Source organism: Acaryochloris sp. 'Moss Beach' (genome assembly GCF_021497025.1).
GTDB classification, from domain to species: Bacteria; Cyanobacteriota; Cyanobacteriia; order Thermosynechococcales; family Thermosynechococcaceae; genus Acaryochloris; species Acaryochloris marina_A.
This window is the reverse complement of the sequence record NZ_CP071717.1, coordinates 1,459,472-1,478,596: the sequence shown is the minus strand read 5'-3', so window position 1 is coordinate 1,478,596 and position 19,125 is coordinate 1,459,472. Positions and strand designations below refer to the sequence as shown.

15 protein-coding genes, 2 pseudogenes and 1 riboswitch are annotated in these 19,125 nt (G+C 49.1%); of the genes and pseudogenes, 10 read left to right on the top strand and 7 right to left on the bottom strand.

Annotation, left to right across the window (positions count from 1 at the left end; all coding sequences use genetic code 11):
- The first annotated feature begins 95 nt into the window (after positions 1–95).
- The 6 genes and pseudogenes from HRE53_RS06790 (at position 96) to HRE53_RS06760 (ending at position 6,353) form a co-directional block, all read left to right on the top strand.
- Positions 96–1,844 carry an ABC transporter ATP-binding protein gene (locus tag HRE53_RS06790; protein WP_235109646.1) on the top strand — a complete coding sequence of 583 codons (1,749 nt, stop codon included), beginning with the start codon at positions 96–98 and terminating at the stop codon, positions 1,842–1,844.
- 278 nt (positions 1,845–2,122) lie between these two features.
- A pseudogene (locus HRE53_RS06785) lies at positions 2,123–3,387 on the top strand (transporter).
- 500 nt (positions 3,388–3,887) lie between these two features.
- Entirely contained in the window at positions 3,888–4,097 is a 210-nt protein-coding gene (locus HRE53_RS06775) for a DUF2997 domain-containing protein (RefSeq protein ID WP_212662755.1), read from the top strand.
- A gap of 65 nt (positions 4,098–4,162) precedes the next feature.
- Positions 4,163–4,549, top strand: coding sequence for a DUF1257 domain-containing protein (locus HRE53_RS06770; RefSeq protein ID WP_212662754.1), 387 nt, complete (start codon positions 4,163–4,165; stop codon positions 4,547–4,549).
- Entirely contained in the window at positions 4,549–5,049 is a 501-nt protein-coding gene (locus tag HRE53_RS06765) for a ferredoxin (RefSeq protein ID WP_315876378.1), read from the top strand. Before HRE53_RS06770 ends, HRE53_RS06765 begins: the two co-directional genes overlap by 1 nt.
- A 32-nt stretch (positions 5,050–5,081) precedes the next feature.
- On the top strand, positions 5,082–6,353 hold the full coding sequence (locus HRE53_RS06760; RefSeq protein WP_235109640.1) for a folylpolyglutamate synthase/dihydrofolate synthase family protein: 1,272 nt from the start codon (positions 5,082–5,084) through the stop codon (positions 6,351–6,353).
- Here the strand turns inward: HRE53_RS06760 and HRE53_RS06755 are convergent.
- Positions 6,335–7,615, bottom strand: coding sequence for a sugar ABC transporter substrate-binding protein (locus HRE53_RS06755; protein WP_235109638.1), 1,281 nt, complete (start codon positions 7,613–7,615; stop codon positions 6,335–6,337). The genes HRE53_RS06760 and HRE53_RS06755 overlap by 19 nt on opposite strands.
- Before the next feature lie 406 nt (positions 7,616–8,021).
- Between HRE53_RS06755 and HRE53_RS35135 the strand changes: the two genes are divergently transcribed.
- Together HRE53_RS35135 and HRE53_RS35130 are read left to right on the top strand one after the other, a co-directional pair.
- Complete coding sequence (locus tag HRE53_RS35135) at positions 8,022–9,134, top strand: DICT sensory domain-containing protein (RefSeq protein WP_235109636.1); 1,113 nt, start codon at positions 8,022–8,024, stop codon at positions 9,132–9,134.
- The gene (locus HRE53_RS35130) at positions 9,103–9,990 is read left to right on the top strand and encodes an ATP-binding protein (protein ID WP_235109634.1); all 888 of its coding nucleotides are present in this window, start codon (positions 9,103–9,105) and stop codon (positions 9,988–9,990) included. The genes HRE53_RS35135 and HRE53_RS35130 overlap by 32 nt, the downstream gene beginning before the upstream one ends.
- A 4-nt stretch (positions 9,991–9,994) precedes the next feature.
- Here the strand turns inward: HRE53_RS35130 and trpS are convergent, their stop codons facing one another.
- The gene (trpS, locus tag HRE53_RS06740) at positions 9,995–11,005 is read right to left on the bottom strand and encodes a tryptophan--tRNA ligase (protein ID WP_235109632.1); all 1,011 of its coding nucleotides are present in this window, start codon (positions 11,003–11,005) and stop codon (positions 9,995–9,997) included.
- 345 nt (positions 11,006–11,350) lie between these two features.
- A riboswitch (cyclic di-GMP riboswitch) is annotated at positions 11,351–11,443 on the top strand.
- Between the two features lie 569 nt (positions 11,444–12,012).
- Here trpS and HRE53_RS06735 point away from each other — a divergent pair.
- Positions 12,013–12,615, top strand: coding sequence for a hypothetical protein (locus HRE53_RS06735; RefSeq protein ID WP_212662748.1), 603 nt, complete (start codon positions 12,013–12,015; stop codon positions 12,613–12,615).
- A gap of 151 nt (positions 12,616–12,766) precedes the next feature.
- On the opposite strand, the gene bioB is transcribed toward HRE53_RS06735, so the two are convergent.
- The 5 genes and pseudogenes from bioB to HRE53_RS06705 form a co-directional block, all read right to left on the bottom strand.
- On the bottom strand, positions 12,767–13,831 hold the full coding sequence (gene bioB, locus HRE53_RS06730; protein WP_235109629.1) for a biotin synthase BioB: 1,065 nt from the start codon (positions 13,829–13,831) through the stop codon (positions 12,767–12,769).
- An 83-nt stretch (positions 13,832–13,914) separates the two neighbouring features.
- Complete coding sequence (locus HRE53_RS06725) at positions 13,915–14,508, bottom strand: DUF4178 domain-containing protein (RefSeq protein ID WP_212662747.1); 594 nt, start codon at positions 14,506–14,508, stop codon at positions 13,915–13,917.
- A gap of 19 nt (positions 14,509–14,527) precedes the next feature.
- Positions 14,528–16,094 (bottom strand): annotated as a pseudogene (locus HRE53_RS34870) (polyamine aminopropyltransferase).
- Between the two features lie 8 nt (positions 16,095–16,102).
- A complete protein-coding gene (locus HRE53_RS06710; protein WP_212662745.1) occupies positions 16,103–16,333 on the bottom strand; it encodes a hypothetical protein in 231 nt (76 codons plus the stop codon).
- A 71-nt stretch (positions 16,334–16,404) separates the two neighbouring features.
- Positions 16,405–17,358: a hypothetical protein gene (locus tag HRE53_RS06705; RefSeq protein WP_235109625.1), complete on the bottom strand. Its 954-nt coding sequence runs from the start codon at positions 17,356–17,358 to the stop codon at positions 16,405–16,407.
- A 265-nt stretch (positions 17,359–17,623) separates the two neighbouring features.
- Between HRE53_RS06705 and mnmE the strand changes: the two genes are divergently transcribed.
- Positions 17,624–18,991, top strand: a complete 1,368-nt coding sequence (gene mnmE / locus HRE53_RS06700; protein WP_212662743.1) for a tRNA uridine-5-carboxymethylaminomethyl(34) synthesis GTPase MnmE — start codon at positions 17,624–17,626, stop codon at positions 18,989–18,991.
- Positions 18,992–19,125 lie beyond the last annotated feature (134 nt).

Genomic DNA, 19,125 nt, shown 5'->3' with positions numbered 1-19,125 from the left:
TTGGGGGGAGCGTATAAGCTGTGCTTAGGGCAGCGGGATATTTCTCTATCCTACTGGGCGGATGCCGAATGCTGCTGTGATGGACTGAATTGGTATTGAACTCTCGTTTCTCCTATTTAGCACTTTTCCCCCATATCCGGGTGTATCGGCGATCATTGACGTTCGCCTTGGTCTGCACGGTGGTCTATGTGCTGTCCATGCCGATGATTGCCTTTCTAATTGGTCAGGCCGCTCAGTATGTGGGGGAGCAAAACCTCCAGGCACTCCTGTATTTACCCGGTGTAGTGGGCCTATTCTTTGTGATTCGAGGCGGATTTGAATATGGCCAAGATGTGTTGATGGCCAAAGTTGCCTTTGATATCACCTTAAACCTCCGTCGTCGTGCCTATGCCCAGCTTCAGCAACAAGAACTGCCCTATTTCCAGCAATCCGCCACTGGTGATTTGGTCTATCGCTTGACGGAAGATATTGATCGAATTGGCGAGATTCTCAACCAGCTGTTTCATCAATCTGTGCCCTGTGTGCTTCAGCTAGTGGCGGTTCTGGCCTATATGATTTATCTCAACTGGACCTTGACCGTCGCGGCTTTGGTATTAGCACCGGTGGTGGGTGGGGTGATTGGCTGGTTTGGTGAGCGCCTACTGGCCTTTGCCCGGAGAAGCCAAACCCAGGTAGCGACATTAGCCAGTCTTCTAACGGAGACCCTGAGTGGTATGGCAGTGGTGAAAGCCTATGGAGCCGAAGACTATGAAATGGAGCGATTTATGCAGGTGGCTCGACAGAGCCGTCAGGCCACCTTTGCCGTCGAGCGGATCAAGGCGATTCAATATCCGATTGTGGGGATTATCGAAGCGATCGCAGTCTCGTTACTCTTTCTGATCGGTGGCTGGCAGATCAGTTTGGGGCAGCTGACCCCCAGTCAATTTATTAGCTTTGTGGCTGCGGCGGTCTTACTAATTGATCCGATCAATCTGATCACCGAAAACTACAACAAATTCAAGCAGGGACAAGCCTCCATCGATCGCATTCAGGCTCTACTCGACCTGCCGCCTCATTCTGAACCGCAGAATGCCAAGCCGTTACCCCTAATTAAGGGCGAGGTGGAATTTCGGCACGTGTCCTTTGCCTATCACTCCCAGCAGACTGTTATAGAGAACCTGAATTTTCAGGTGCAGCCCGGAGAAACCGTAGCCTTAATCGGTCCATCCGGTTCGGGAAAATCAACCTTGGCTCATCTGTTGCTGCGCCTCTACCAGCCTACGGCAGGCCAAATCTTGATTGATGGGATAGATCTGCAAACCATCCCTCGGCAGAGTTGGTATCAACACATTGGTATCGTGCCGCAGCACACCTATTTATTCTCAGGTACGATCGGCCAAAATATTGCCTATGGCCATGCGGAATTTGAGCTAGAACAGGTCCAGAAAGCCTCTGACATCGCCAATGCTAGTGAATTTATCCAGAAACTGCCCCAAGGACTTCATACCTATTTAGGGGAACAAGGCACCACCCTTTCAGGGGGGCAGAGACAGCGACTGGCCATTGCCCGAGCCGTCTTTCACAATCCCCGCATTTTGATTTTAGATGAGGCCACGTCCGCCCTGGATACGGAATCTGAAGCGTTGGTTCAGGCCGCCTTAGAGAATTTGATGGGTGATGATCGAGGATCGGTCTCCGATCATCCCACCGTCATCCTGATTGCCCATCGTCTAACAACTGTTCTCAACGCGGACCGCATTTATGTGGTTGAACAGGGCCATATTGTCGAATCCGGGACCCATCAGCAGCTTATGGCTAACGGTATGTCTCGCTATGCCAGTTTTTATGCCAAGCAGTTGATGTAATGAAGTCGTAGTGTTGACGGCTTTCACCCCAGCGAGAGAATCAGCTCACAATAGATGCTGATTGATTTCACATGAGCCACTGCTCTATTTGACCAGCTGTCGAACTAAGACGGCTGGTCTTTTGACGCCACAAAGGGATTTTACGAAAATACCGACTTATCTTTATCTGCAAAAAAATAGGATTTCTTTTGAAAGTCAACTTCCTTTGGTGTTCCCCCCAGGCTTTACTGTCTTCTAGCGCAATGATGCTTGCTATTCTCTTCGGCATAGAGCCCTGCATGGCTGAAGATCTCAACTTAAAACAGTCCAAGCTGTTAGAGGTGTCAGAGTTATTTTCTCTCAAAGTTCCTGGTGATCAACCAGCTGCTTCTGAGCCTGACCTCCAGAACAATGCTCCTGGTGATCAACCAGCTGCTTCTGAGCCTGACCTCCAGAACATGGCTGACCTAGAAACAAAATCGGTTGACCATCCTCAAGACTGGGACGTTATTGTCTCAGTTGATGCCCCCCTACAACTTGCCGATCGCTTAGAGAGTGACTCAACCGAGGAAGAACCTTCTTCTGGAAGTGATGACGATTCGGGACTAGCAGAATCGTCAGATAACCTTTGGCGTGCAGGTCGTCCCGATGGCCATGCGCCCATCGGTGTCATGGGTGATCACACCCACGAAGCCGGAGAATTCATGTTTTCCTACCGCTTTATGCGCATGGATATGGCAGGGAATCGAGATAGCACGACCGACTTAACGCCCGCTCAAGTGCTGCAACAGTTCCGAGTGTCCCCCACAGAAATGACAACAGATATGCACATGTTAGGAGCCATGTACGCCCCTACGGATGAACTCACCCTGAGCTTGATGGCTCCCTATGTGTTCAAAACCATGGAACATGTCACCCGTATGGGCACCCGGTTTACGACTCAATCCGATGGCTTTGGGGATATTCGGTTGATGGGGTTATACAAAATTCTCGATCAGAATCGGCAGCGCCTCCACTTCAACGCCGGGATCAGCTTTCCGACTGGATCGACCAACCGCAGAGACGATACCCCTGCAGGCCCCAACCAAGTTCTCCCCTATCCCATGCAGCTGGGTTCGGGTACCTTTGACTTACATCCTGGGATTACTTATTTAGGCCAAACAGACGATTGGTCCTGGGGCGGACAAGCCTTGGGAACCATCCGCCTAGGAACCAACAGTAATAGTTATCGCCTCGGCAATCGCTTCAACCTGACTGGATGGGGAGCCCGCCGTTGGAATAACTGGTTTAGCACGTCGATACGGTTGAATGGTGCGACCTGGGGGGAATATTTCTGGTGCCGATCCTCGATTGAACCCTGCTCTTATCCCGACTGCAAACCCCCAACCTCCGAGGAGGAACCCGCTTGGATGTGGGGTTGGGCCTAAACTTTCTAGTCAATAAGGGAGTCCTGGCGGGGCATCGGTTGGCCGTAGAATTTGCTCTGCCTGTCTATCAATCCCTAGATGGCCCCCAATTGGAAACAGATTGGGTGCTAACCCTGGGCTGGCAGAAAGCGTTCTAGCCGATGAGGTGGCTTGGGCCAGTGGGCTGAACAGTTTTGTGTCTTTTTTGTAAAGATAGATACGTTTCTTTATCTTTCTTAATTAGAGAATGGATCAATGAATGACTTTCTTAGCATACCTGCGTTACGGTCTTAACTAAGAGACGGTTTCCTTTGCCTAGAAATACAGTTTAAGTCTCTACTGCTATGCCTTGTATCCGTAAAAAAGGGGTTTAGTACAGAGCCTAAATTGCGAAAAAGTTTGATGTTAGTTCTCAGGAACTAGCGTTAACCCTTTGAGCTGTCGGTTCCATGCTGCCTCTACAAAATTTTACATATCAAGACTTGACGCCTTTTGAGTCTTCTTAGAAACTAAACTCAAGTCATTACTCTCTCAATCAAGAACTTTTGTTATAATTTGTCCTAAATTGATAACGGTTCATTACGACAACTTATTAGGTTCGATGCTGGAGTGCATTGGATCTTGCCCAGCTCCTCTAGTTTTCGGTGGTATATAAAGCATGGAAACCCTTGAGTTTGTCATTTACCCGGATGGTCGGGTGCAAGAAATGGTGACCGGTATTGTGGGCGCGTCCTGTGCAGAAGTGACTGCCGCCATTGAAGCCCAACTTGGAAAAGTGGTGACCCATCAACCCACTTCAGAATTTTTTACTCAACCCGAAACCTTGCAGCAAACTGCTGTGAATCAAGTTGGCCATAGCCAATGGTAAATCCTGGATTTTAGGCTCAAGTTTCCTCTCCTAATTGTTCATATCACTCACAAAATCAAGTCACTATGTCTCATTTCAGCCAAATCAAAACTCAAATCCGTAATCTGCCTGCATTACAGTCAGCATTAAACGACCTCGGTCTAGACTGGAAATCTGGCCCTCAGCCGATTAGAGGATATAAAGGCAAAACTCAATCTGCCGAGTTGGTGATTGAACAAGACAACGGTTACGACATTGGTTTCAGCAAAAAAGACGAGGAGTATGAGCTCGTTGCTGACATGGACTTTTGGCAACAGGCATGGTCTGTTGATCGCTTCCTAGATCAAGTGACTCAGCGCTATGCCTACCACACTGTGATTAATACAACTGCTCAGCAAGGTTTTCAGGTTGCCGAGCAAGTCAATAATGAAGATGGTTCGATTCGTCTAGTGGTTCAGCGCTGGAATGCGTAATGACTGATTCAATATCTGGTGCCCCCGATGGGATGCCACAATCTACCCAACCTGCCCCCTCGCGCTCGGGTCTAGAACCTGAACTAGGGGGTGGGTTGCGACCTGATAATGAGCGCACTGGCCTTGAACCTGAGCTGGGCGGAGTGATTCGTCAAAAAGGAGTTTTTGTAGACGAACCGACCTGTATTGGCTGTAGGCATTGTGCCCATGTCGCCCGAAACACGTTTTATATTGAGCCGGGGTATGGACGGTCTCGGGTGTTTCGTCAGGACGGAGACGCGTTTGAGATTGTCCAAGAAGCCATTGATACTTGCCCAGTGGATTGCATTCACTGGATAGACTACACTCAGCTTCAGCAGCTAGAGGAAGATCGAAAATATCAACAGGTGAATAGTCTCGGTTCCCAAATTCCGGTGACCTATACTAAGCGAATTTCACCTCAGCAGGCAGGACGCAAACCTCGTCCCATTTCCTTTGATGATTCAGGGCCAGGGCTCTAAGTCTTCCCTTTCGTTTCTCTCGGCTGCCCTCATTGTTTGCATCTCTGATTAATCGCTACGAACGGTTCGGTATCCATCTGGGCCTGGAGCGGATCCAGCATCTTCTAGATCGAATAGGGCAGCCACACCTGCAGGTGCCGATCATTCATGTTGCCGGTACGAATGGTAAAGGATCTGTTTGTGCCTATCTTTCCTCTGTATTAACCGCCGCTGGGTATCGAGTCGGCCGCTATACCTCTCCCCATTTGGTGGACTGGACCGAAAGAATTTGTATTAATAATCAGCCCATCGAGACCTCAGTCCTGACACAGCTTTTATTGGATTTGGAGGCGACACTTGTATCATCCCCAACCCCCACCCAATTTGAGGTTATTACTGCTCTAGCTTGGCAGTATTTTGCCCAAGAACAGGTGGATATTGCAGTGATTGAGGTGGGGCTCGGAGGACGTCTGGATGCGACAAATGTTTGTGATCAGCCCCTAGTGAGTGTGATTACCTCATTGAGCCGTGAACATTGGCAGCGTTTAGGTCCGACTTTAGCTGATATTGCGGGGGAAAAAGCAGGGGTTTTGAAGTCTAATCGCCCCGCCGTGATCGGCCCGCTCCCCCCCGAAGCTGCAGCAGTGGTCCAGGCCAAAATTGAACAGCTCCATTGTCCAGCGCAATGGCCTCAGCCCGCGCGGCGAATTGAAGCGCCTCATGCCATCTCTGATACTTTGCCTTGGGCAGAATCGGAGGGAGTTCGGTTTCCCCTCAGCTTGCCGGGGGAGATTCAATTGATTAATGTAGCTGTTGCGATCGCAACTCTCAAACAGCTCCAACTCCAAAGCTGGCAGATTTCAGACGACGCCATTATTGCAGGGATGGCTAATACCCGCTGGCCTGGACGGCTGCAGTGGGTTAACTGGCAACAGCATCCATTATTGATTGACGGTGCTCATAACGTAGCAGCCGCAAAGGGGCTACGGCAGTATGTAGATAGCCAGCATCCGCCTCAGGTCCATTGGCTGATGGGCATGTTATCCACCAAAGATCATCAAGATATCCTGGAAATTTTGTTGAGGCCAGGCGATACCCTATCCCTTGTGCCAGTTCCTGGTCACAGTAGTGCTGCCCCCCAAGCCTTAGCTGAATTGGCGATGACAGTTTGTCCTGAGTTGAAGCGTTGTCAGTGCTTCCCTAGCCTAGAAAAAGCATTAGAGGATGCCTATAGACCTGAATCTGGGACATCCTCTATGCAAGTGTTATGTGGTTCGTTGTATTTAGTGGGTCACTATCTTCAGACCTATGTCCCTACGGTTTGATTCCAGGCTTTCTCGGCATCCGTGATGGCCTGATTCACGGATTTGCGATCTAGCATGGCCTGCTGCAGATTCTCATACAGGATTTTCTGCAGTTTTTTGATGTCTTTCATGGCTGGAACCAAGATTTCAGCATCCTCCATTTGTTGGGCACTGACGACCCGGGCTTGGGAGATATCGTCGCCTTCTTTCACTTCACTGAAATAAGGATCAGCCAGAGATTCAGTGGTGGAAGGCAAGACATCGGCTTCTTTGGCAAAGGTCAGCTGATTCTCAGAGTTGGTGACAAACAAGGCAAATTTGAGGGCTGCTTCAGCCTTATCCGTATCTTTAGGGATAATCAGGTTCATGACGGCAACATTTTTCTTGCCCGTAGAGCCCGTGATTTGAGGGGCGGCAACGGAATTTTTGGCAATGTCAGGGGCATTGGTTTTGACACTATTCAAAAACTGAGGGCTGGAAGACAGCAGGGCCACTTCCCCAGACTGATATAAATCAACGGCTCGCTTGTGTCCTTCGGTGAGTATTGCAGGTGGAATAAGCTTTTGCTTGTAGAGATCAACCCAGTATTGGAAGGCGGCTTTCCCTTCCGGGGAGTTAAAGGCAGCCTTACCCGCTGGATCCACTAACTTGACCCCCATTTGGACAAAGGATTCCATCAACTCTCCAGAATCAGTAGGAACCGTGGTCACAAAGAAGGCATATTTCCCGGTTTTATCTTTGATCTGCTTGGCTGCCGTTGCCAATTCTGCATAGGTTTTTGGGGGCTCTGAAATGCCCGCTTCGTCAAAAATCGCCTTGTTGTAAATGGCGATCCGAGCCGTTAAGTACCAGGGGATGCCAAAGGTTTTACCGTTCAGGGAACTGGCGTCCCAAATATTAGAGAGATAGCGATCGCGATCGGCCTGGTCGATGGCATCATCTAAATCCAACCAACTCCCTTTGCTTGCTAACTGAGAGGCAAAGTCAGGATTGAGATTGACAACATCGGGAGCGGTTTTGGCTGCAACCGCCGCGAGTATTTTGCTCTGCATTGCCGCCCAGGGCACATCCGTCCACTTCACCTTGATATCTGGATTATCTTTTTCGAACTGGTCGATGACCTGCTCAAAATAAGCGTCAAATTTGGGCGAGAGTTGCATCGTCCAAAAATCCAGGGTATTGCCATTACTTTGGGGCGCTGGTGTACAGCTAATCAACCAACTGAGGAATATCCCTAGTAAGGTTAATAGGCCAAAGCGTTGCCAAGTTTTTCGTTGAATCATGGGTTATGCGATCGCTTGTCAGAAAATATTGAGTAACAGTTTACGCTGATCCGAATCTTTTTCTCGTGACTTTGTTCCGACATCTCCTAAACACAGAATGGATTAGCTGTAGATCTGAGAAAAAAAATTGCCCCATTTGTCGAAGGTGTAGAACTTGGCTAAGTCTAGTGAAGTAGAGCATTAAGGGCACCGTCCTGCGCTATGCTGGCTAGTACTGGGTCAATCATAAATTCATATTTCTGAATTTATATTTCGTTGGTTATCCGAACCCTGTTAGCCATAAGGGGAGGCACATCCTTGGCTGCACGCCAGAACGAGCCTCAGTTCGCTTTTTTCTGCTGTTAACTTTCCCTACTAGTGTCAGGCCGTTGTCCCTAATCTAAGCAAGATTCAGCAAACTGTTGGTGTGAGTAATTTAGACTCTTTGTTGCAGACTCTGTTAACGGACTTACCGGATCTGCGTTCACAGATGTATTTCAAGTCGTCTCTCAATGCCCTCTGTCGGGCCATTGAGGATGTGGTTTTGGCGGGCAATGAAGCGCCCCTCGTTATCGCTAGTTTTCAGCAAGAGCGTTTTTACCGGCAAGAAACCCGTCGATATCAGCGCATTGCTCAGAAGACAGACCATGTCTATGTCCTCGCGGCACCGGAGCCGGAATCCAGTTTTGCGATCGCATCGGATCAATACGAAACTATTCCCCTCGATATCGAGGATAGTTTGGCCAACGAAAAACATTTGATTATCGTCGGTCAAGACTACACGGCTTGCTTAGCCTGTCAGGAACAGCAGAAAATACTCACTTCCGTGGAACAGTCCCAACGCTATGAGGGCATTTGGACCTTTGAGCGGGACGTTTGCCTGCATGCAGCCAGCCTGTTGTTGGATCGGATTGCCCAATATCGTCCTGAGCTAGCGTCCAAAGTCAAGCAGGCTAAGCAACAATACTGTTTAACCTCGGCCTCTTCCATTCCGCCTTTGCCCGTCTTGCAATCTCGGGTGTTTGGCCAGCGACTAGTTACTTATTTACAGGCAAGTCAATACAAATTACTCAAAGCGTATCGAGCCCTATCGGCAAAAGAGCGAAAAGAGCGGTTTGCCAATGCCATGACCGCTGCGATTCGTCAGTCCCTCGACCCTAAAGAAGTATTGGCGGTTGCCGTCAATGAGCTAGGGAAGGTATTCGAGCACTGTCGGTGTATTCTCTACTGTTGCGATCGCACCGCTGAAGCAGTTGAAATTGAATATGAGTTTGTGGCTCCTGGCTTGCCCTCATTACAAGGGACTCCCTGGCCCATTAGCACCAACCCCCTCTTATCCATTGCCTTAGCCCAAGAACGGGCCATTGCCATTGCCGATGTCTTTGAAGTTCAACACCTTCGCCAGGATAAAGAATTTGCGGCCAAATTAGAAAAATGGCAGATTCATTCCTGGTTGATTGCTCCGATTCGGCATCAGGGAGAGTTGCTGGGGGTCTTAGAGTTACACCATGGGGGGACCACTGATTTATCAATGGCATGAAAATGATATTGCCCTAGTCGAAGCTATTGCTGCCCAAGCCGGTGTTGCCCTCACTCAAGCCCAAGCCTATTCTGATTCGGAATCTCTCAACCGCAACTTGGCTGCTCTAGAGCAAACCCGGAGTAATTTGATTGCCATTGTGGGCCATGAACTGCGGACTCCCCTGTCTACCATTCAGGTGTGTTTAGAAAGTTTGGATAGTGAACCGGATATTTCGCCGGTCTTTCGCCAAGCCTTACTCAGTACAGCCCTAGAAGACCTCGGTCGCCTGCGGGATTTGATTCAGGATATTTTGATTCTCTCTCGGTTAGAGGGGGGACAAATCTATAACCAAATCGAATCGATTGAGTTTCAGGAAACGTTAGAGCTAGCTCTAAGTTCAATTCGTTCGAGCAATAACAGTAAAGAGTTACCCTCGATCAGTGTTGATGTTGATCCTCATCTGCCGACGATTCAAGTGGATGCGGAAGGCCTAGAAGAAGTGCTTAATCGGATTCTAGATAATGCCTGTAAGTTCACCGGGGCTGAAGGAGAGGTCAATATTCAGGCCCTCATTTCTCCAGAAGATCATTGTTTAGAAGTCATTGTTGCCGATACAGGTAGAGGCATCGAGCCTAGTCTGCTGGAATCTATCTTTGACTCCTTCTATCAAGAAGAGGATTTCCTGCGGCGAAGTAAAGGGGGAACAGGCTTAGGATTAGCCATTTGCCGACAGGTCATTCAAGGGATGAATGGCAGAATTTGGGCTGAATCCGCTGGACGCGATCAAGGCAGTGCGTTTCATTTTACGCTGCCCCTAGAATCGCCTAGTAATTCCCAAGACCTTACGCCGGTCACCCAAACCAGCCATCCTTGACCCTTTAGAGCGGCCGAGAATAGCCCAAGGCATCCTTCACTTTCGTTAAGGTCTCGTTTGCGATTGCACTCGCTTGGTCTTGGCCTGTTTGGAGGACTGCCTCCAGATCTTGTTTATGGGTCATTAATTCCGTGTAGCGATCTTGGATCGGTCGCAGGCCTTCAATCATCACCTCAGTCAGCAAGGGCTTGAATTGTCCCCAGCCCATATCAGCACATTCTTCGGCGACTGCAGTTTTCGTTTGCCCCGACATTAACTGATATAAGGTGAGCAAATTTTGGCATTCTGGACGGTCTGGATCATCAAAACTCAGTCCTCGAACTGGATCGGTTTTGCAGCGCTTAAGTTTATTGCGGATTTGATCAGGGGTGTCTAGTAAAGTAATTCGGCTTTGTTCGGAGGGATCTGACTTTGACATTTTATTGGTGCCGTCTGTCAGGCTCATAATCCGGGCTCCCTCTGGGCGAATGAGAGGTTCAGGCAGTTTGAGAATGGGATCTTCTTCAGTTCCATACTGAAAGTTCAGGCGGGCTGCAATATCCCTTGTTAGCTCTAGATGCTGTTTTTGGTCTTCGCCCACAGGCACTAAATCAGCCTGATACAGCAGGATGTCGGCTGCTTGCAAAACCGGATAATCGAGTAAGCCAATGCTGACGTTCTCTCCCTGCTTAAGGGCTTTCTCTTTAAACTGAATCATGCGCTCCAGCCAATTGAGCGGGGTAATACAGTTAAATAGCCAGGCCAGCTCTGCATGGGCAGAAATATGAGACTGAACGAAGATCGTGGTGTGTTCAGGATCTAATCCGCAGGCCAAATAGAGGGCAGCCAGGGAATAGGTATTATCTGCTAATTGTTGAGGATCATGGGGAACAGTAATGGCGTGAAGATCCGCAATAAAAAAATAATTTTCATAGTCACTTTGTCCTTCGACCCAATTCCGAATTGCTCCCAAATAATTCCCTAAATGAAGGGTGCCAGTGGGTTGGACACCCGAGAGAACGCGTTGCTTACCCATGCTTTAATTTTTGAATCGTTGATCACAATGCAATCTGCACAGTGATCTAGTGTGACATAGCTTCTGTCTGCTGGCGCTGAGTTTGTGTACTTAGCTCTATATTCAAAATCACGGATCCGTATAAGTACGGATCTTGTCTTAAAACGAGTATTCAGGAGGTCAAAATTTATTTATCTTACGCTCAGAGGATTTTGGCGATTCCCTCAAAAAAATCCGAGATACTACGGAAAAATCTTCCAAAAAATACCCCTCAAGTTCAGTAGTTATGCGGTTTAGCCTATTGGAGGTTTGCCGTTAAATTAGATTCATTGGGCTGTCATACCCCCCGCATAAGCCCAGTTCAAGTCCCCGAAATGGCAACTTGCACCGAAAGGGTAAGACGCAAATTAGCAGGCCTAAAATCCAAGCATTAGGGGTATGGATGCTGCTAGTGTCGAAGGGACTTTCCTTAATCTCAGTGGGTACTCTCTGCAAATGATATTGCGGAGAGTATTGCTGCTTTAAATAGTTGTAGTGGTTTAGCTTAAGTGCAGAGTATGCCGAAAATTAGGGATACCATGGCATTAGCGTTAAAGAAATCCCTAAATCATTGACTAAACTTCACTTATCTGGCTTAAGCAAGTGCTCTCTTTCCTGAGATGGTCAAGCAGGAGTTTGTTTACAAAACTTTAACTTTGAGATAAATTAATTCCTGTTGCGGTAAATTCGTTGCACTCAAAGGTGTTGCGGTTCTCATTTAGGCAAAGTTTGGCTTCTGTTTCAAGAGATTAAGGTTTGCTGAATTTTTTCAATCCAAGTGAGTGAGCGCTTTAAAATTAGTCCAGGAAATAATTTTCAATCTTACCCTCAACTAACTCTAGTTGCTTTTTCGGAGTTGTTTGGCATAATGTAGCGAGTACCTGAAAATTTGCATAAGTATTGGCTTACACAGCTTATTTCGCGAATTTATGGTAATTTCATCTTCGAGTATCAAGCGGGGAAAACCATCTAAGGATCGAATCTCAACTATGAAATTGTTAAAAACATGTGGCTCATTGACTGCCTTATCCCTGGTCGTTTTGTATAACGCCATCAACATTCCCCTGAGCCATGCCGCTCAGCTCGGTCTGGGAGATTCTATAGAGACTGACTCCCAGCTGAATACTAATACTGCACAAAGTGATGTGTGCGAAGAAGAGCCTGTTATTTCACCTGAAGCTCTAAAAGATTCATCTAGCCCCCTAAGCCAGTCTTTAGGGCCTAATTTGATGGCTAGTGCCTCTACCTCCGACGTTTCTACTGGATTGCTAGCGTCTCGAACGCTCATTGCAGAGAATGGACTGATTGATTGTGGTATTGGCGGTGTAGCACCCGAAGGGGGTCTTCCCGCTGCAGCAGGCTTTCCTTTGGCAGCTGCGTTGATTCCAGCGGGTGCCGCTGCTGCTGCACTTCCGTTTGTGGTCGGGGGTGATGATTCAGCGGATCCTGCACCTGCACCGCCAGCGATTGACCCACCTGATGCAATTCCTCCTAGCGTTCCTGAGCCTGCTGAAGCAGCTACTGCTGGTCTATTTGCCTGTTTGGGGATTGTCGGTGTGTTAGCCAGACGGAAGATGAACCGCTCTCACTAATTCCTTAGACTGAAGATTCTCATTGCCTGGGTGATTGCGATTCAATCATGCCAGTGGTGAATCAAGATTCGATCCTTAATAAATAAATGCCTTGAAGACTTTTCTCTTCAAGGCATTTCTATTGGTTAATACATTTCCGTTATGAGTTAGCTCAACTGATGGTTGTTTGTGGATTCAAAATGTTGGGATTATCATCCAACTGGAATTGGGATGCTGCACTCAGATCGCTACTTTGTGAATTTTCCCCAGCGGCTTCGAAGCCGGCATCATGAATGAGTTGGTAGACTTGGTCAACACTATGCCCCCTAGTGGCTAAATAGCCCTCTACAAAGAGAGAGTTGGCTGGGTATAGTGCTAAGGCTTGCAGACCCCGCAGATGACCTTCTCTCCCACCTCCAATCCGAATCTCAGCTTTGGGATTTACAAATCGGAACAGGCAAAGAATCCGTAAGCAGCGCTGGGGCGTGAGCTGGTTACAGTCATAAATGGGATTTCCAGAAATCGGTATGAGGAAGTTAATGGGAATAGATGGGACCTGATAGTCGTGTAGTTGATAGGCTACCTCGACGATGTCCTGGTCTGTTTCTCCCATGCCTGCAATCATGCCGCTACATAGGTCTAGCCCCGCTGAACGAGCCGCTTTTAAGGTGTTGATCCGGTCTTGAAACGTGTGGGTGGTGACAATGTCGGGCGTATGAGATTCGCTGGTGTTGAGATTGTGGTTGAGGCGGTCCAGGCCTGCTTCCTTGAGGAGAGTGGCCTGTTCTTGGTCCATCAAGCCAGCGGAAAGACAGGTTTGAATGCCTACTTCATTTTTGATGCGGCTAATAATATGGGCTAAATGCTGGGTCCGTTCTGCGGTAGGTCCTCTGCCGCTAGACACCATACAGTAGCGATATACCCCTTTCGCTTTGGCTTCATAGGCCTCTTGGATAATGTCTTCTTCGCTTTTTAGGGGATATTTTTTGATGGGGGCGTCGGAAATTTTAGATTGGGCACAATAGCCACAATCTTCTGGGCAGAGGCCGTTTTGAATATCATTGATGCGATGTAGCATTACCTGCCGACCAAAATAGGTCATCCGCACTTCCCCCGCCGCTGCGACCAAGGACAGTAGGTCGATAGTGGGGTCCGATAATATAGCTAAGGCTGAAGTTTGGGGGAAAGTCTCTTCTGACAAGGCGATTCTGACCCACTCACTGAAATCGCTGCCCATACTTGACCTCTGACTTCCCTAACGGTGTAACTTAGTCAGAATATCGTATTGCGTATCCGGTCTGAACCAAACGTTGCGCAACATTAAGCCCCATAAATGCGCTGACCATCTCCAGGGAGTAAGGTCAGCATGGAGGGATGAATCTTTTGACCAATGGTGACTTCAATATCGCCATCCCAGTTTTCGATGGAGAGGATTTTGTTGTCAGGTCCCTGATAGTCGAAATATTGACATCGCTCTGCGTTGCGATTGAGGGTCGATCCTGTGCGGGTCATGTGGGCCATCCCCGATCCTTTATGGCGATAGCTTTCATTGGCGAAGGTCAGTTCAGGAGGAGGATTGGTGCCCACTTCTAGGGCAGTGGTGACTTCCAATAGCGCCACTTCAACCACATCATCCTCTTCGACGGAGAGCCATTGGCGGCGGCTACCGTCTAGGAGTAGGTATTCTAGCCAGGAGTAACCTTGATCGTCGTAGACTAGCTTGCCTTCAACCACCCAGTCCGTTCCCATATGTTGGACAATATCACCGACTTCCAAGGTAAAGACGGTGCGTTCGAGGGACGGCAACGCTTGGGGTTGGGATGTAAAGGGTAGAGATTTTCCGGATTGTTGTCTCATGTAGAGGACAACACCCAATACGCCCATGATGATGATAAATAGCCAAAGGTAAGCCATAGTCTGCCTCTAGAGTGTTTCAATAATAGGCCGACCAGCGTGGATCGGCTTGGTACTGAACTATAACTGGATCGGTGAGCCGATTGATCTTGGCTTTACCGATAGAAATATCTGCGGGAAGTTGAAAGAGTTCGGGGAGGAGTGCTGGGGTCAGAAAACGAGTGGGAATTGTCAAGCTCTGGGATGAAAACTGTACCGGCTTTGGAGAGGCCAATACAAATCCCCAGGGGCCAAAGCTCGGCACGTTCACTGTGTAGGGATAAACTTGTAAATCAGTCGCTGCTAAGGTTGTGGCAATACAGTCCATGACCTTCGGGGCGAAGAATGGGCTGGACGCCTGGGTGACGAAGATGCCTTCGGGGGCAAGGCGAGAGAGGAGCTTTCGATAGAATCCTTGGGAGTAGAGCTTGGCAAGGGCAGGGCGATCGGGGTCGGGAAAATCGGCAATGATCACGTCAAAGGTATCAGGAAGTTGGGGAGCTAGCTTAAAGGCATCTCCAAAGATCACTTCTACTCGTGGATCGTCTAAGGCACGGGCGTTGCGGTCAACCAGTACAGGATACTGACGGGCTAGCTTCACGACGGCAGGATCTAGCTCAATGAGCACAACTTTTTCAACTTCCGGCCATTTGAGAATTTCCCGTAGGGCCATGCCATCCCCGGCTCCGAGCACTAGAACCTGGCGTCTTTGGGCATTGGTACTCAGGGCTGGATGGACTAGGGCTTCGTGATAGCGGTATTCATCGACAGTGGAAAGCTGGAGGTCACCATCTAGATAGAGTCGCGTATCGTTGCCAGAGCGGGTGAGGACAATGCGTTGGTAGGTGGACTGAATGCGACTGACAATGGGGGGCTCGGTACAGGGTATTTTCTAAGCGATCGCTAAACGGTATCACGAAGGGAGAAAATACACATAAGCCAACGCCAATGCAGAGACCCCAATAACTCCAGGACCGCATGCCCCGAAATAAACGCCCTAACCGAAACACCATAAAGGCTGGTAATGACCCAATCAGAACCGCTGTGGGAAACAGTCCCAACAAAGGCAGCAGCAACACGGGAAACGCTAAGGAGCCGACTAAAGCCCCGACATAATCTAAGGCTAAGACCCCCGCGAGGGCGAATTTGACATCCCGATCTTGTTCAATGATGCGGGTCAAAATGGGAACTTCTAGGCCCGATAGAATGCCCAAAATAAGGGTGACTAGAAACAGCCCCAGCCAAATAGGTCCATCCGCGACAAAAACGACGAATAACCCGATGGGTAAGATAGCTGTTAAAGGAGCAATCAGAAGCTCAATTTGTAAAAAAACTTTGAGTAACTGGCGTTGTCGATTGTCGACGGCGATGAATTGGCTGACATAGGCCCCTAATCCCATGGCTGCCAGAAAGCCGCCCACGGCGACACCGTAAGCTAAGGCGGTATTTCCGACTAAATAACTGGCTAGGGTCCCTAAGAGCAATTCTGCGGCTAGGCCAACGCTCGAAGAGATGGCCGCTGCTGCGAGTAACCAGCGCTGCTGACGAGAGCTGAGGGGAATAGGTTCAGGCCTCTGTGTCACAGAGGTCGATTCTGACCCAGACATACCGAAGCTTACTTACCCACACCCAGACTGCCACCGCGGAAACCGCTGTAGGAAGACCGGGCTGGGGAGACAATCCAGACACCACTCCGATAGCGTCCTGAGGTTCGGGTGCCTCGACGGGTCCAGTGATTGGTTTGGCGCTCTTGTCGGAGCTGAAAGGCGGAACGTTGGGTGTATGCAGCCAAGATAGAAGCGACTACAATTCCGACCGTTGCGACTGAAAAAAGTTTTGTCAGCATAGTTAAAAAAGTTTCTACTGCCATCCTAAATGAGAAAAACTTGAGTTGCACCTTTGGGAGTGGGGCTGGCTTCAAGCCGCAGCGATATGGGCGACCTTAACGGCCCCTAAGGTCACGGCACCTTGCTTGATGATTAGCCGAGTTGAATCCACCGGGGCATCGGGGGTGACTTCTACATAGAATCCGTAGGAGCTGGGCTTTTCCAGCACTAGAAAAAAGGTGGCCTGGCCATGGGTACTGTCGATATCGCCGTCTTCATCCCGCTTGAATTTGAGGGGCATCACTTCCGAGGCATTAAACAGCTCGTCGCCATTGCCGTCCCGCACCATCAATCGACAGTTGAGAGAGGGGGGAGAGGTCTCATCGGCTACGGTTTTGACCACAACTTTGATCAGCTTGTTGGGGCCCCCGACATTGACTCGGTCTCCTAAATCGCTATCCCCAATGCTTTTATCGCTTAAGGTGGCTCCCGCTGACTTAGAAAATAAACAAGTTAAACCAGCCATCAGTAATCCACCCCAAAAGCCAGGCCATAAATAGCGGGTGTCGATAATGCCTTGATTGACTTTGATGCGGAAGGAAACGGATTCGGTGAGGGGCTGGTTTCGCGAGGTGCCATACTCCAGTACCTCTACCACAACATTAAGGGATTCAGGTTTGGCACTACTGATATCTAAACCTGCGTCTAAGTCATCTTCTTGCCAGGTTCCTGTTTGTCCTTCTTCACGCCAAACTCCTGACTCCTTCCAGGCATTTTTGAGACCTGCAGCTAGGACTTTATCTTGCTGGTCGCGAATTTGCACCTCATAGGCCAGGTAGCGATTGGAGGGGATCCTGGCAGTGACATCTACTCTGACCGCGCCAATGGCTTGGGGCTTAACTTTAATCGGCTGTAATCGTGCAGGTTTACCTTCCTGGGCCTGTAAAGTTTTGGAGGCTAGCGGTTTTACGAAAAAAATAGAACTCAAGCCTGCCAAAATGATCATGCCTACGGAACCAAGGGCCAAGTAGACCCAAATGTTCATGAACCGGCGTGTTGTTTTGTATTCAACTTGACTGGGCATGGGGATTGATGGCGGATAACAGTAAGAGATGCAGGTGAGGTGAGTCAGGAGGGTGGACCTGGAGGCCAGTATAGCTTGGCTAGAAGGCTAACAATTTGACGAAGACCTTAAGAGTCGGCATAGACCAGCTTTGGAATTGAGTAATGATCTGGAAGGGATAATGCTGAAGGTCACACCATAAACTGGTTGTCATTGCTCGTATAAATGGACATCTCCCGGACAACTTATGAAGCAAACTACGATTGCTGCGATCGCAACCGCTATTGTGCCCCAACAAGGCAGTATTGGTATCGTTCGCCTGTCGGGTGCCGAGGCCGTATCGATGGCTCAGCAGCTTTTTCAGGCACCGGGAAACCAGCTATGGGAGAGTCATCGGGTTCTTTATGGTTATATTCGAAATCCTTCAACGCAGCAGGTGATTGATGAAGGTTTGTTACTGCTGATGCTAGCGCCTCGCTCCTATACCCGTGAGGACGTGGTGGAATTGCATTGTCATGGGGGGATAATCGCGGTGCAGCAGGTGTTAGAGGCCTGTTTACAGGTAGGAGCAGAACTCGCCCAGCCTGGAGAATTTACCCTTAGAGCTTTTCTGAATGGGCGGTTGGATTTGACCCAAGCAGAAGGCGTAGCAGATCTGGTGGGGGCTCGTTCTCCCCAAGCGGCGCAAGCAGCCCTAGCGGGAGTGCAGGGTAAGTTGGCCTCCCCCATTCGAGAGCTGCGGCAGCGCTGTCTAGATACCTTGGCAGAAGTAGAGGCTAGAGTCGATTTCGAAGATGATTTACCTCCTTTGGATGAATCTGGTGTTCAGGCAGAACTGCAGGAGATTCACGCCACACTCCAGGCGATTTTAGCGACGGCAGACCAGGGAGAATTATTGCGAAATGGGCTGAAGGTGGCAATCATAGGCCGTCCGAATGTGGGTAAATCGAGCTTGTTGAATGCGTGGTGTCGATGCGATCGCGCCATTGTTACGGACCTCCCTGGCACCACGCGGGATGTGGTGGAATCCCAGTTAGTCGTGGGCGGGATTCCTGTTCAGGTTTTGGATACCGCTGGTATTCGGGAGACGAAAGATCAGGTCGAACAAATAGGCGTGAACCGATCCCATCAAGCGGCCCAGTCTGCCGATCTAGTCTTGCTCACCATTGATGCTGCAGCCGGATGGACAGCTGCAGATCAGCACCTCTATCAAGCCTTTCAAGATCTACCGATGATTTTGATTATTAATAAGGTAGATTTAGTCCCCACACAGAAGGTGAACTATCCAGACACGATTACTCAGGTGGTGTCGACCATTGCTGCTCAAAACCAGGGCATTTCCGCCTTGGAAACCGCGATTTTGGATACAGTGCAAACTCAGTCCCTGCAAGCTGCCAATCTAGATTGGGCTATTAATCAGCGACAGGCAGCAGCATTGCAAAAAGCCCAAACGGCTTTAGAGCATGTGCAAGGTGCGATGGCAGATCAACTACCGTTAGATTTCTGGACCATCGACCTGCGAGGTGCGATTCAAGCCTTAGGCGAAATCACTGGAGAAGACATTACAGAATCGGTCTTAGATCGCATTTTTAGTCGATTTTGCATTGGTAAATAATGGCTTGTTAAGCCCCTTAGATCACTGCTATATGGGGCTTAAGAGTATTTTTATTTGTTTATTTGTTCCAACGGCAGGAAATACTGGGAATTCTAGGTATAGTAACCGGCCCAAATATCCAGGACGTCGGATTG

What these genes read in the sequence shown, in the direction of transcription:
- HRE53_RS06775 (WP_212662755.1), top strand. Translation starts at nt 3,888, where the DNA reads ATGGAAACCCTTGAGTTTGTCATTTACCCGGATGGTCGGGTGCAAGAA.
- HRE53_RS06710 (WP_212662745.1), bottom strand. Translation starts at nt 16,333, where the DNA reads ATGCTGACAAAACTTTTTTCAGTCGCAACGGTCGGAATTGTAGTCGCT.
- HRE53_RS06725 (WP_212662747.1), bottom strand. Translation starts at nt 14,508, where the DNA reads ATGGCTTACCTTTGGCTATTTATCATCATCATGGGCGTATTGGGTGTT.
- trpS (WP_235109632.1), bottom strand. Translation starts at nt 11,005, where the DNA reads ATGGGTAAGCAACGCGTTCTCTCGGGTGTCCAACCCACTGGCACCCTT.
- HRE53_RS06770 (WP_212662754.1), top strand. Translation starts at nt 4,163, where the DNA reads ATGTCTCATTTCAGCCAAATCAAAACTCAAATCCGTAATCTGCCTGCA.
- HRE53_RS06755 (WP_235109638.1), bottom strand. Translation starts at nt 7,615, where the DNA reads ATGATTCAACGAAAAACTTGGCAACGCTTTGGCCTATTAACCTTACTA.
- HRE53_RS06705 (WP_235109625.1), bottom strand. Translation starts at nt 17,358, where the DNA reads ATGAACATTTGGGTCTACTTGGCCCTTGGTTCCGTAGGCATGATCATT.
- HRE53_RS35130 (WP_235109634.1), top strand. Translation starts at nt 9,103, where the DNA reads ATGGGGGGACCACTGATTTATCAATGGCATGAAAATGATATTGCCCTA.
- HRE53_RS06765 (WP_315876378.1), top strand. Translation starts at nt 4,549, where the DNA reads ATGACTGATTCAATATCTGGTGCCCCCGATGGGATGCCACAATCTACC.
- mnmE (WP_212662743.1), top strand. Translation starts at nt 17,624, where the DNA reads ATGAAGCAAACTACGATTGCTGCGATCGCAACCGCTATTGTGCCCCAA.
- HRE53_RS06735 (WP_212662748.1), top strand. Translation starts at nt 12,013, where the DNA reads ATGAAATTGTTAAAAACATGTGGCTCATTGACTGCCTTATCCCTGGTC.
- bioB (WP_235109629.1), bottom strand. Translation starts at nt 13,831, where the DNA reads ATGGGCAGCGATTTCAGTGAGTGGGTCAGAATCGCCTTGTCAGAAGAG.